The organism is Thermomicrobiales bacterium (genome assembly GCA_037045155.1).
GTDB lineage: Bacteria > Chloroflexota > Chloroflexia > Thermomicrobiales > CFX8 > JAMLIA01.
In genome coordinates this window covers 608,938-621,578 of the sequence record JBAOIG010000002.1, presented here as the reverse complement: position 1 = coordinate 621,578, position 12,641 = coordinate 608,938, and the positions used below count along the sequence as shown (strand labels likewise).

Here is a 12,641-nt window from a genome sequence, read left to right as displayed (position 1 = left end):
ACAAGGGCGAACCAAGGGGTCAGACCGACGTGTCTGACACACCCGTCCTCCACCCACCGGCCCCCATTCCTCATCCCTCATCCTTTCCTCACCTGGCCCTCGTCCCGATGAGCCGCACGATCTGGGACGCCATCGAGGACGCGACGTCGCGGCTGGAGGACACCAGCGAATCGCCGCAGCTCGACGCGGAGCTGCTCCTGCGTGAGGCAACCGGGCTGAATCGGGTGGGAGTGTTCATGCGCTACGGCGAACCGCTGCCGGCCGCGCAGGATACCCTGTTCGCGCAGCTGCTTCAGCGTCGGCTGGCTGGCGAGCCGATGGCATATATCCTGGGGCAACGCTGGTTCCGCACGATCGAGCTGTGCGTCGATAATCGGGTCCTGATCCCGCGGCCAGAGACGGAGCGATTCGTCGAGCTGGCGCTGGGTTGGCTCGCGTCGCACCCCGGGCCGTGCCGGGCAATCGACGTCGGAACCGGCTCAGGGGCGATCGCTCTCGCGCTGGCGACGGAGCTGGGCAAGCATCGGCCCGACGTCCAGATCATCGGGAGCGACGTCTCCCGCGAGGCGCTCGCAGTCGCCGCGCTGAATCGCGAGCGGCTGGGCTTGCGTCACCGGGTCGATCTCGTTGCGAGCGACCTGCTGGCCGGCCTGCGTGGGCCGTTCGACTTGATCCTCGCCAACTTGCCCTACTTGCGCCCTGACCAGCGCCACCCTTCGACCCGCCGCGAACCGCCGGTCGCGCTGTTCGGCGGGCCAGACGGCTTCGACCTGCATCGTGCTCTGCTGCGTCAGGCGCGCGACCAGCTCACGCCGGAGGGGCTGCTCGTCGGCGAAATCGATCCGGCGCAGGGAGAGTTCGCCGTCTCATTTGCCAGGCAGGCCACCGGCCGGCCAGCCCGGATCGAGCCAGACCTGGCCGGAGACGCGCGCTACATGATCGTCGGCAACCCGGAGTGATCGCCCCCGCGCGATTCATGTCGTGTGAACGTGCGACGGGCGCCCGTGTTGGGCGCCCGTTGGCCGGTATTGATTACGGCGTCGAGGGTTACGCGCGGGCTTTGCGGGCCTTGTCGATATCCAGCTCGATGCCCGGCTTGGCGAGCGTCTTGATGCAGCGAGTGCAGGCGTTAATCTGGGTCAGCTGCCCGCTGGAGAGCACTCGCGTCTTCTGGATGTTCGGTCGGAAGGCGCGGTTGGTGCGCCGCTTCGAGAAGCTGACGTTGCGCCCAAAGGTGACGGTCTTGCCACAGATCTCACATGTGCCGGCCATAACGTTCCCTACTCCCTGTCCGGATTCATACCCTCTCGAACCGACGGCCCGAATACGGGCAGGAAGAAACGTCGGCCACAACCCGGAATGATACAGGAGACGGCAACCGGCCGGCAATCAGCGTTCAGACGGTCGGCGCATTGACCGGCGGGGCGGCCAGCTTGAGGTAGCGACGGACGCTCATCCGGTTGCGAGAATCATCGGCCAGGCCGAGGAGTGTCAGCAGCTGTTCTTCGTCGGCCCCATCGCGCGCGCGCTCGACGGCGTAGGTGTCGCGCAGCGTCTGGGGCGAGACCTGCTTGCTGATCCCGCCGGCACGGGCGACCCGCTCGACCAGCTTATTGACCGATTGCGGCAGTAGCTCGAAGAGGTGATCGGTCGGCACGTACTCAGCAACGAAGGCGTCGTAGAGCACGGCCAGCTCGGGGGCGGCGCTCAGCTTACGCTCTTTCCCGCGCCAGCGAGGGTTATCGTAGAAGACATAGACGACCGGCGCGTCTCGATCGCTGAAGTCGACGTGATCGCGCCGCAGCGCCAGTAGCTCCCCCCGCGAGAGCCCCAGATTCAACAGCAGCCAGACGATAATCACCGCGCGGGAAGAGTCAGCGGCGGCAGCGTCGAGGATGGCGCGCTGCTCGGTCTCGAAGAGTGGACGCGGCGTCTTGAGCGGGATATGGTCGGGGTAGAAGGACGCGGTCGGATCGGTGTCCAGCATCTTCGCGCTCACCACGAGCCACTTGAATAGCTGACTCACTGAGGTGAGGCGGCGCTTGCGGGTCGAGCGTGTGTTGGCCTCGCCGAGGTAGTGCGCGATATCACGCGAGGTCACCTCGTCGATCGGCTTCGGGCCGATGACTTGCTCGAAGATGGCCAGATCGTAGAGGTATGACTCGACGGTGTTCTTTGGGTGTTGGGCCTGCTCGAGCGAGCGGCGGTACCAGTAGCGAGCAACTGGAAGTGACGACCGTGGCGTCAGCGCGCCGATTCCACCGATCCGCGGCGCGTAGTTGCTCCGACCAGTCACATCGAACAGTGGCGGCTGGCTCACTCGCTCGATCTCGTCCTCGCGCTCGTCCGTCATCGTCCCCCTCGCTTCGACCAGATGGCGTTACTGTAGCGGAACAGATGTTCGGAAGCAAAGGGCCGGCCAGCGAGTGCTCACGTCTTCCCCGGGGCTGTGCCGATCAGCAGCGCAGCCGGATGGTCGGGCCGGGTCCCTACTACTTCTCTATTCCTCAGACGATCGGTGTCAGCGCCGGCTGCGGGTAGCGGCTATTGGCCTCGCGACGGTCGGCAAGACGGTGGATGGCGTTGGAGAGTCGGCGGACGCCCTCGTCGATCTCTTCCTCGCTGGGCAGGGTGAAGTTGAGACGCATATCGTAGCGCCCACGGCCCGAGGCGGCATCGACGTGGAACGATTCGCCGGGCGCAAAGACCACCCCTTCGCGGGCTGCCTCCGGCAACAGATCCCGAACTCGAATCCCTTCGGCCAGCCGGCACCAGAGATAAATCCCGCCCTCCGGCCGATTGGCAGTGACGAGGTCGCCACAGTACTCCTCCAGGGCAGCCAGCATCCTGTCTCGCCGCTGCGGATAGACGCGGTTGACGCGGGCGAGGTGCTGATCCAGCAGCCCGCGCGAGAAGAATGCCCAGACTGCCCGCTGGGCAAGCGCGTTGGTGTCGAGGTCGACCAGCTGCTTCATCAGTGTCAGGCGCTCGACAACCGGCTTCGGCGCGGATACCCAGCCAATCCGAAAGCCCGGGAAGAGCATCTTCGAGACAGTCGAGAGATAGATCACGTTCGCCCGCCCCTCGGCCTGGTCGATCGCCGACAGCGTCGGCAGTGTGCGACCGTCGTAACGCAGGGCGCCATAGGGATCATCCTCGACGATGGGGATCTGGTAGCGGGCGGCAAGATCGAGCAGGCGCAGCCGCCGGCCCATCGACAACACGGCGCCAGATGGGTTCTGGAATGTCGGCAGGGTATAGATCAGCTTTGGCCGGCGGCGAGGCAGCACCTCCTGGAGCAGATCGACCTGCATGCCATCCTGGTCGACCGGGATAGTCAGCAGGCGCGCGCCGGCAGCGCGAAACACCTGCGCTGCGCCAAGGTAGGTCGGCGACTCGACGACGACCAGGTCACCGGGATCGATCAATGTCCGGGCCAGCAGATAGAGTCCTTGCTGGGAACCAGCGACGACGACGATATGGTTCGGGTCGAGGGAGCTCGGCGCGCCGGCCGCGGCGGCAGCGCGGTCCATCCAGCGCGCCAACTCGTCGCGCAGCGGCGGGTATCCCTCGGTCGGCGTATGCTGGAGAAGCGTCTGGCCGGCATTGCCGAGCGCCTCATCGAAGATCGCGCGGATATCTTCGATCGGGTACAGCTCTGGCGAGGGGATGCCGGTTGCCAGACGGATGACATCGGGACGAGCCGAGACAGTCATCGCATCGCGAAGCAGCGGGTCGTCCATCACGTCGGTCGTGGCGGTGAAGAGCTGCGCCCACGGGATCGGCGTCGCGCGCGACCGTCCAGCCTCGACAAGGTAGCCGGATAGTCGCCCACCGTTGGTGTCGTAACGCGGCCATTCGCCAGATCCGGTCGGGGTCGGTTCTGCCTCGGGCGCGCCGTAGGTAACAATCGTCCCACGGCCGACCTGCCCGGCGACGAGCCCATCCGCTGCGAGCTCCCGGTAGGCATTGACGACGGTTGTGCGGTTGACTCCGAGAAGCTTGGCCAACCGCCGCTCCGGCGGCAATCGCGCGCCGGTGGCCGGCTCTCCGTCCAGAATGGACTGGCGAATCTGCTGAGCGATCTGGAGATAGATTGGAACTGGACCGTCGCGGTCGAGGATGACGTGCATTGCGGCGCTCCCTGGCAACCTCCCGGAACAATGGCCTGTGCCAATGCCAGCCATTGTGGCACATTGGGTGTCTTCGCTGCCAGATTAGCCGGTAACAGGGGCAGGTGGATGCATCCACTTGTGCGTCGCGCACAGACATGATATTCGTCGGCGAATGAGACGCGGGGCCTGGGACGTGGGGGTTCAGACATGGCCGACATCACCATCGACGACATCCTCCACTGGCAGCGTGGGCTGACGTACCGAGCGCCGGCCGGCAAGCCGATGGACGCTGGCATCGACGCTAACGTCTCCTGGGCGGTGACGATCCGCGCGGCAGCGCCGATCCTGCCGCCGCTGCGAGGAGGCGAGATTGTCATTGCGCCGCCTCGGCTGCTGGAACAGGTGCGCGAGTCGGAGATGATGGACAGCGCGGCGCTGGTGAGGGCGCTGACCGGGCAGCCAATCGCCGCGCTGATGGTCGACCCCGGCTTTAGCGAAACGCAGGTGGCCGTGCCGCTTCTCATCAGCAGCGGCACGTTCCCTCACAACGCTGAGTCGACGCTGAACCGGCTGATCATCGAACGGCGCGCCGAGCTGTATCGGATCGGTTCGGACCTCTCGCGAGCGCTGTCGACCGCCACGATCTCAGGGGCCGGGCTCGGCCAGCTGCTCGATGCCGTGCGCGGCGTCATCGAACGGCCGCTGCTGCTGGTCGAGACACATGGCGCGGTCGTTGCCCGTTCACAGGATGCCCCCGCCGATTGTCCGGTTGAGCCAGCCGCGATCGCCGCCGGGCTGCGCGCCGGCGATCAACCACGACTGATCGGCGCCGAGGGCCACGGCTGGCTTCTCCAACCGATCCAGCCGGGCGCGGAGACGGGGGAGCGGCGCGCCATGGCGTTGCTGATCGGGTTGGCGCCGGACGCGTCGAGCGAACCGGAACGACTGGCGGCTTCGCAGATCGCGGCGACGCTGGAGGTTGTGCTTGCCCAGGCGCTGCCGGCCGACGGCGGAGGGCGAGAGTGGAGCGCGCGAGAGCCGCTCGTTGCCGAGCTGCTGACCGGACATCTCACCAGCCAGGCCGCTGCCGAGAGCCGCGCCCGGATGATCGGGCTGGACCCAACCAGGCCAGCCCGGGTGGCGCTTTTCACCTCTCCCACTGCCGGCCTCTCGCACCGCGCCCGCTCGGTGCTTTCGGACCAGAGGGGTCGCGCGACCGCGGCGCTGGGCGAGCACGAGTTCGCCGCGCTGATCACCGACGAAGATCATCTCGACATCACCCTCGTCGACCTCGCCTCCGCCATCCGACGCATTCAGCGCGCCGATCCGGAGGCGCGGATCGTTGTCAGCGAGCCAGTGGCGTCGGTCGCGTCCGCCGAGGTAGCGCTGGCGGAGACGAGAATCCTGGCTCGGCTGGCCACGGCCGGCCTGCTCGGTGGCGAGCTGATTCGCGCCGACGACCCGAGCCGCCTCGGCGTCTTTGGCCTGCTCCTTCCGATCGTAGCCGGGGCCGATACATCTCCGAACGACCTGCGCGCGCGCCTGGCAGGATTCGCGACAGCGATCCTCGGGCCCCTCGAAGAGCACGACCGTCGGCGACGCAGCCAGCTCATCCCAACGGTGGAGGCCTGGCTGCGCCACGGCGGTGCGCTGGCGCCGACTGCCGACGCGCTCGGCATCCATCGCAACACCCTCGCCTACCGGCTCCAGCGCGTCGCCGAGCTTGGCGCCTACGACCTGGATGATCCGCAGACCCGGTTTGTCCTCCGGCTGGCGCTTCGATCTCCGCTCCCTCACTGTGGCGGCCGGCTGACGATTCGAGGGAGCATGGTACGATGCGCGCTCGAAACCGGCGGGATGGCCCCGGCCGGCACAGACCTTCGACGCTGGGGGAGAGACGAGTGAACGACGAGACGAGAGCCTTCCTGACACGCCTGCTGGCAACCGCCAGCCCGTCTGGATTCGAGGAAGGGGCGGCCCGCGCCTGGCGCGCGGAAGCAGAGACATTCGCCGATGAGGTCGTCGTCGACGCGATGGGCAACTCCTACGCGCGGCTCGCCGGCAATGGCCCAACGGTGATGATCGAGGGCCATATCGACGAAATCGGCATCATGATCTCGCATATCGACGACGACGGCTTCCTCTGGTTCCAGCCAATCGGCGGATGGGACGACCAGGTGCTGGTCGGCCAGCGTATTCGCATCCTCGGGTCCGGCGGGACGATCGTCGGGGTGATCGGCAAGAAGCCGCGCCACCAGATGACCGAAGAGGATATGAACAAGGTCTCGAAGATCCGCACCCTCTGGATCGATATCGGCGCGAAGGATGGCGACGACGCCCGCTCGAAGGTCTCGGTCGGCGATCCTGGCGTGATCGAGCAGTCGCTACTGACACTCGGCGATGACCTCATCGCCTGCCGGGGGCTCGACAATCGCGTCGGCGCGTTCGTCGCGCTGGAGGCGCTACGCAAGCTGAGCGTAGGCGAGCGGCCGGCCGCCGACGTCTGGGCAGTCGCCGCCGCGCAGGAGGAGATCACCTTCGGCGGAGCGCACACCAGCGCCTTCCACCTCGATCCGGCGGTCGCGATCGTCATCGATGTCACCCATGCGACCGACCACCCCGACGCTGACGTGCGCGGCAATGGAATCTGCAAGCTGGGCAGCGGGCCCGCTCTGGCGCGCGGCTCTGCGGTTCATCCGGGAGTCCATCGGATGCTGGTCGATGCGGCACAGGCCGATGGCATCCCGCACACCATCGAGGCAACTCCACGGCGAACCGGCACCGACGCCGACGCGATCGCCTACGCGCGAGCTGGTATCCCGTGCGGCCTCGTCTCGATTCCGAATCGGTATATGCACTCGCCCAGCGAGATCGTCAGCCTCACGGACCTGGACAACTGCGCCGCCGTCATCGCCGGCTTCACTCGTCGGCTCGGGGTCGACACGGATCTCCGGCGAGCGTAGCCGTTCCGCTGAAATCGCAAGCAAGGTCAGGTCGCCAACCTGGCCTTGCATAACCCCGATGTGCTCGTCCGGTGAAGCTCAGCTGCGCAGCTCGTAGAGTGTCTCATCGCCCCCGCTTTCGGAGACGACGGGGGTAAAGCCACATTCCTCCAGGACACGGCGGAAGGTGTCGTTACAGGTGGCGACGCTGGCATAGAGCGGGCGGGAGTGGATCTCGGTAAGGAACCCGGACAGTGCTTGGCCGGCAATCCCCCGGCCCCGGTATTCACTTCGGAGCCAGTAGCCGAGGTGGCGCTCGCCGAGCACGTCGAAGCAGAGAATGTTGCCGGCCACGACGCCATCCACAATGATCGCCCGCTTCACGATCCCTTCGTCCGCCAGAATACGGGCCCAGCGAGCGTCGAACGACGGCTTGTCCTGCGCTGGCAGGGCCGCCATCCTGGTGGCCTCCGGGTCGGTCTGGCGATCGTAGAAGATCGCCACGTCGCCAGCCACGACAGGACGCAGCCGAACCTCGGGGCGCAGTGTTGCTGGGCTGCTGCCCTCAATCTCGCCGGACAGAAGCCGCCATGCGCCGTCGGCAGCCCGCTCCAGCGTCAGGCGCACCATCACGATCTCGCTGCCATCGACGGCTGTTGACGCCGCGCTGGCGGACTCGCTGACGTGGAACGCGATCGGCGCGCTCGCCGCCGCCGCAGGCGCCGCCGCTGGCGCCGCCGGGCGCCGCCACAGGCCGGGCGTCGGGCTTGCGCGTCCAGAGGTAGCCAGCGAACATCAGCGCGATTCCGATCGACATCGCGATGTAGAGCAGCTGGTCGCTTCCCAGCCGGGTCAGCGTCCCGCCGCTGGCGACGGCCAGTGTGCCGGCCACGATCAACGACAGACCGATCATCCGGTTGCGCATGATCCGCTTGCGACGGAAAGAGGTGACCGAATACAGCAGACCGCCGACGAGAATCGCCGTGCCGGTTGAGTTGATGCCGATCGTCATCGCGGTCATTCCGGGGCCACGCTCGAGCGCGCGCCACCCCTCATCGACGACGTTCGGGCCAATTGGAGTCTGCGAGATCAATGAGACCGCCAGCGCGGTGAGGAGGATCATCACTCCGGCGGCCCTGTCTGCCCAGAAGCGCCGCATCAGCAGGTAGAGCTCGCCGAGGGCCAGATAGCCAACGACGAGCGTCGCGCCAAGGACATAGTAGATGCGCGCCATGAGCGGTGTCCAGCCGGACAGCGTTCCGATCACCTCGCACAGCGCAGCGACACCGAAGATCGCAAAGGCGATTGACCAGACCAGGCCGGCCGGCCTCGGCCGCGCGAGATAGTCACGCGCAACGGCGGCGGCACAACCAAATGCCAGGATCGCCGCTACGATCGGGAAGATCACCATCGATTATCGCCCCCACCCAGCCTGCGTCTACCGACACTTGCCCGATTGTACCGGACGCTGTCGGGCGCGCGGCCGTTACTTCACGGAGGCGATGTAGGCGAGGATGTTGGTCATCTGCTGATCGTTCAGTTCCATCTCAGTGTAGGTTGGCTTGTGTGGGTCGGCCGCGCCGGAGTTCGCCCGCAGCTTGGGGATCCATTCGGCGGGGTCGAGCACCTTGCCCTTGACCGGCTGGGCGCGCCCGCCGTCATGGCAGCCAGAACACCAGGTGTTATAGAGGGCACTCCCGCCGGCAATGTCGGCGTTGGCAAACGCGTCGATCACCGAGCTCGGAGCGTCGATCTGCGTCGGCGTCGGCGCATTGGCGATCGCGGAAGCGGTGCCGGCGATCTCCGTCCGCGCCACCGCCGGGGTGAGATCCTCGAGGTTCACTCTGCCGCAACCGGCAACGACAATCGCCGCCAGTGCCGCGACGAAGACAAGCATCCATCGCCGAGGGGTCGGTTTCATCGTGACGGTTGCTCCTTCCGAGCGATCTTGGGTCCGCTCATCGGCCCCGTGGCCGGGTCATCGGTCGTTCGCCGGTCGATGCGGCCGATATCAGGCGTGACGGTCGCCCCAGCATCCACGGGGCCGCCCGTGGAGTTCGTCTGCCTGTGTTGCCTGTGTTGGAACAACCTGACGTACTATAGGCAGCCAGCAGGATCGTGTCAAATGCATCTGATGGAGGCAGCATGCCAGATTTCGCGTCGCGAATCGAGTCCGTCCGTGAGGCGATGCGCCGCCGCGGGATCGGCCTCCTCTTTCTGCCCGAATCCAGCGCCCTCGAATACCTGACGGGCATCTGCCGAGACATACCCAATCCCACCGAGTCCAATCGCCCAGGCGACTGGGTCGCCGGGATGTATCTCGGCCTTGATGCCGGCCCGGTCATCATCGAGCCGCGCATGGGCAGCGATCGGATGGAAGCCCAGCTACGCGACAAGCCATGGGTCGCGGATCTACTGGTGCTCGGAGAGCCGGACGACTACACCGGCGCGTTGCTGCGCCTGGCCGGCCAGCTTCGAGGAGGGGCCGGCGACATCGCCGTCGGGGAGCGCGCGTGGGCGAAGACGGTGATCGACCTGCGCCGCGCCGCGCCGGAGGCAGCGCTCATCAACGCCGCCGAGATCATCGGGCCGATGCGAGCGATCAAGGATGAGGAGGAACGCGCCGTCATGCGCCGCAACGCGCGGCTTACCGACGAGGTGTACGAGGCGATCCTCCCGCGGATCGAGACAGGGATGTCCGAGCGTGATATCGCCTGGTTGATCGACCGGGCCATTGCCGAGCACGGCGGCGAGTTCGTCTCGTTCCACACCGGCATCCGCATCGGAGGGGGCGATCGCCAGCGCGAGGGATCGATTCACGACCATCTGACGGATCGCACGCTTCAGCGCGGGACGGCGCTGGCCTTCGACTTCGGCATGCTCAAGGATGGCTACTGCTCTGACTTCGGCCGCACGGTCTTCATCGGATCACCGGGCGAACAGCATCGCGCGGTTTACGATCTCGTCATCCGCGCCCAGGCGGCCGCAATCGCGGCGATGCGCGACGGTCAGATCACGGCGGCGGAGCTCGACGCCGTCGCCCGCGACATCATCAGCGAGGCCGGCCACGGTCCGCATTTCATCCATCGGCTCGGCCACTCGATCGGCAAGGATGTCCACGAGCCGCCGTTCCTCCTGGACGGGGACGACACCGTCCTGCGCGACGGAATGTGCTTCACGATCGAGCCGAGCGTCTTCATGGAGGACGGCTCGTTCATCCGCGTCGAGGATGTCGTCATGGTCACACCGGACGGCGGCGAGAACTTCAACGCCACCAGCCATGACCTACGCGTCCTCGACCTCTGAGGCTTTCAGCAGCTAGGCGCCCTGGCGCGCCAGTCGGTCGGCGCGGACCTCCTTCGGCAGGCCGAGGACGCGTTCGCCGATGATGTTCTTCTGGATCTCCGACGATCCCGCGTAGATCGTCTCGGAGAACGGATGCATCCAGAGGTAGGGCCAGTTGTCGTGCGCGTCTCCATGACCGTCGACGAGATAGGCATAGGCATCCGGCACATCATCGACGATCTGCGCGTATGGGCCGAGGATCTCCTGGATCAGAATATAGACGCGCTTGTCCGCCTCGGAATAGTGGAGCTTCGAGATCGACGACTCCGGCCCGGGCTGGCCGCCCTTCTCGGCGGCAGAGACGACGCGCAACGCGGCGTAGCGCACCACTTCGATCTCGGCCATGATCTGTCCGAGCTTCTGCCGCACGACAGGGTCGTCGATCAGCCGGCTGCGATCGGTTCGCGGCGTCTGGACGATCTCCAGCAACCGGGCGTAGGACTGCTGCAGCCGGGCGACGATCCCCATCATGTCTCCGCCGCGCTCGTAGGAGAGCGTCGTCTGGGCGATTCGCCAGCCGGTATTCAGCTCGCCGATGAGATTATCGGCCGGGACGCGGACGTTGGTAAAGAACACCTCGGCGAACTCGTCGGCAATACCGGTCACCTGCCGCAGCGGACGCACCTCGATCCCCGGCTGGTGCATATCGACGATCAGATACGAGATGCCCTGGTGCTTCGGCGCGTCGCGGTCAGTGCGAACCAGCAGGATGCCCATGTCCGCCTCCGGCGCGGTGCTGGTCCAGATCTTCTGGCCGTTGACGACGAACTCGTCACCGTCGATCTCGGCACGACACTGCAGCGCGGCGAGATCGGAGCCGGCATTCGGCTCGGAATAGAGTTGGCACCAGACCTCATCGCCGAGCAGGATGTTGCGCAGATAACGCTCGCGCTGGGCGTCGCTGCCGTGGTGGATCAGGGTCGGGCCAACCAGACCGAGGCCGGCCCAGTTGATCGAGGCCGGCGCATTGGCTCGCGCCATCTCCTCGACGACGATCGCCTGCTCAAGCGGTCGCGCCTCGCGCCCGCCATAGGCCTTCGGCCAGCCCATCCCGAGGTAGCCGGCCTCATAAAGTCGACGATGCCAGGCCTTCTTCCCGGCTACCGTCCGCAGCGGCTCTCGCGGCGTGTTTTCCGCCAGCCATGCGCGCGCCGTCGCCCGAAACGCCTCGTCCTCTGCCGTATAGCGCAGATCCATCGTCATCATCTCCAGATCAGGGGCGAAACGCTCTCAACTGTCGTCCTGGCGGCAGTATACCCGGCGTTCGATCAGCGGCTGCGGCCCACTAGAGCGACCCGACCAGCGCCATCAGCCGCCGCTCCTCGGCGGCGGCGTCGGCAACCGGCAGGTGCGCGACGATTAGCTCGTCCAGCCCCAGGTCGAGCCGCTCGGCCAGCTGCCGCGCGATCTCGTCGTCGCTCCCGCTGATGACCAGGTGATCGAGCAGCCCGTCGGTGAACTCGCCATCGCCGGTGAGCGGATAGCCGGCTGCCGCGAACATCCGCGCATAGAACGGGAGCCTGCGATAGGTCGCCAGTTGCGTGCTGGCGGCGGCGCGGACTGCGGCGCGGTCGGTTGTCAGCGCAACCGGGACATGCGCGATCAGCGGCGGTGTCGCGCGCCCGGCCCGTTCCGCGCCTCGGCGCAGCGCCGCCTGTGCCTCGCCCGTAAGGTAATCGATCGGGCAGAGCCAGGAGATCCCGCCATCACTCAGCTCGCCGGCCAGCTCCCAGGCACGCGGGCGAAGTGCTGAGACAAGCAGCGGCACGTCTGTGGCGGCAGGAAGCGTCGCGTCAATCGAGAACCAGCGTCCATCGAACGTCGCGCGCCCGCCCTGCATCGCTGCGCGAACAACCCGCAGGTACTCATCGAGCCAGTCCAGCGGGCGATCGAGGTCCAGCCCATAGGCCGCCATCGACGGTCCGTGGCTCGTGCCGACGCCAATCCGGACCCGTCCGGGCGCCAGATCGTCCAGCACTGCCGCCTGGCCCACCAGCCCAAGCGGGTGGCGAGTGAAAGCTGGGACGATGCCCGAGCTCATCCGAACCCGTTGGGTGACCATCGCTGCCGCGGCGAAAATCGACAACGTATCGGCAGCCAGCGCGCCCATCGTCATCCAGACTCCCTGGACTCCGGCCTGTTCTGCCTGCTGGATCAGGCCTATCTGCTGGGCCGGCGTTGTGCGCCGGAGATTCAGGCCCACCCGCTCGGCAATCGAGCCAGTCGCGATCATCCAGCC

12 protein-coding genes are annotated in these 12,641 nt (G+C 66.7%); 4 read left to right on the top strand and 8 right to left on the bottom strand.

What is annotated here, in order from left to right; all coding sequences use genetic code 11:
• Positions 1–29 precede the first annotated feature (29 nt).
• Complete coding sequence (gene prmC / locus V9F06_03090) at positions 30–959, top strand: peptide chain release factor N(5)-glutamine methyltransferase (GenBank protein MEI2616614.1); 930 nt, start codon at positions 30–32, stop codon at positions 957–959.
• Between the two features lie 88 nt (positions 960–1,047).
• Here prmC and rpmB read toward each other — a convergent pair whose 3' ends face one another.
• From rpmB to V9F06_03075, 3 genes are all read right to left on the bottom strand, one after another.
• A complete protein-coding gene (gene rpmB, locus V9F06_03085; GenBank protein MEI2616613.1) occupies positions 1,048–1,272 on the bottom strand; it encodes a 50S ribosomal protein L28 in 225 nt (74 codons plus the stop codon).
• 124 nt (positions 1,273–1,396) lie between these two features.
• The gene (locus V9F06_03080; GenBank protein MEI2616612.1) at positions 1,397–2,353 is read right to left on the bottom strand and encodes a tyrosine-type recombinase/integrase; all 957 of its coding nucleotides are present in this window, start codon (positions 2,351–2,353) and stop codon (positions 1,397–1,399) included.
• Positions 2,354–2,507: 154 nt separating this feature from the next.
• Positions 2,508–4,133 carry a PLP-dependent aminotransferase family protein gene (locus V9F06_03075; protein MEI2616611.1) on the bottom strand — a complete coding sequence of 542 codons (1,626 nt, stop codon included), beginning with the start codon at positions 4,131–4,133 and terminating at the stop codon, positions 2,508–2,510.
• A 189-nt stretch (positions 4,134–4,322) separates the two neighbouring features.
• On the opposite strand from V9F06_03075, the gene V9F06_03070 reads away from it, so the two are divergent.
• Both V9F06_03070 and V9F06_03065 read left to right on the top strand, forming a co-directional pair.
• On the top strand, positions 4,323–6,020 hold the full coding sequence (locus tag V9F06_03070; protein ID MEI2616610.1) for a helix-turn-helix domain-containing protein: 1,698 nt from the start codon (positions 4,323–4,325) through the stop codon (positions 6,018–6,020).
• On the top strand, positions 6,017–7,078 hold the full coding sequence (locus V9F06_03065) for a M20/M25/M40 family metallo-hydrolase (protein MEI2616609.1): 1,062 nt from the start codon (positions 6,017–6,019) through the stop codon (positions 7,076–7,078). The genes V9F06_03070 and V9F06_03065 overlap by 4 nt, the downstream gene beginning before the upstream one ends.
• Before the next feature lie 78 nt (positions 7,079–7,156).
• Here V9F06_03065 and V9F06_03060 read toward each other — a convergent pair whose 3' ends face one another.
• From V9F06_03060 to V9F06_03050, 3 genes are all read right to left on the bottom strand, one after another.
• Positions 7,157–7,687, bottom strand: a complete 531-nt coding sequence (locus tag V9F06_03060) for a GNAT family N-acetyltransferase (GenBank protein ID MEI2616608.1) — start codon at positions 7,685–7,687, stop codon at positions 7,157–7,159.
• Entirely contained in the window at positions 7,623–8,468 is an 846-nt protein-coding gene (locus tag V9F06_03055; GenBank protein ID MEI2616607.1) for a hypothetical protein, read from the bottom strand. The genes V9F06_03060 and V9F06_03055 overlap by 65 nt, the downstream gene beginning before the upstream one ends.
• A 75-nt stretch (positions 8,469–8,543) precedes the next feature.
• Positions 8,544–8,978 carry a c-type cytochrome gene (locus tag V9F06_03050; protein MEI2616606.1) on the bottom strand — a complete coding sequence of 145 codons (435 nt, stop codon included), beginning with the start codon at positions 8,976–8,978 and terminating at the stop codon, positions 8,544–8,546.
• 224 nt (positions 8,979–9,202) lie between these two features.
• On the opposite strand from V9F06_03050, the gene V9F06_03045 reads away from it, so the two are divergent.
• Entirely contained in the window at positions 9,203–10,363 is a 1,161-nt protein-coding gene (locus V9F06_03045) for a Xaa-Pro peptidase family protein (protein ID MEI2616605.1), read from the top strand.
• Positions 10,364–10,375: 12 nt separating this feature from the next.
• Here V9F06_03045 and V9F06_03040 read toward each other — a convergent pair whose 3' ends face one another.
• Both V9F06_03040 and V9F06_03035 read right to left on the bottom strand, forming a co-directional pair.
• A complete protein-coding gene (locus V9F06_03040) occupies positions 10,376–11,599 on the bottom strand; it encodes an acyl-CoA dehydrogenase family protein (GenBank protein MEI2616604.1) in 1,224 nt (407 codons plus the stop codon).
• An 88-nt stretch (positions 11,600–11,687) separates the two neighbouring features.
• Positions 11,688–12,635 (bottom strand): LLM class flavin-dependent oxidoreductase, encoded by a 948-nt coding sequence (locus V9F06_03035; protein ID MEI2616603.1) that lies wholly within the window; start codon positions 12,633–12,635, stop codon positions 11,688–11,690.
• Positions 12,636–12,641 lie beyond the last annotated feature (6 nt).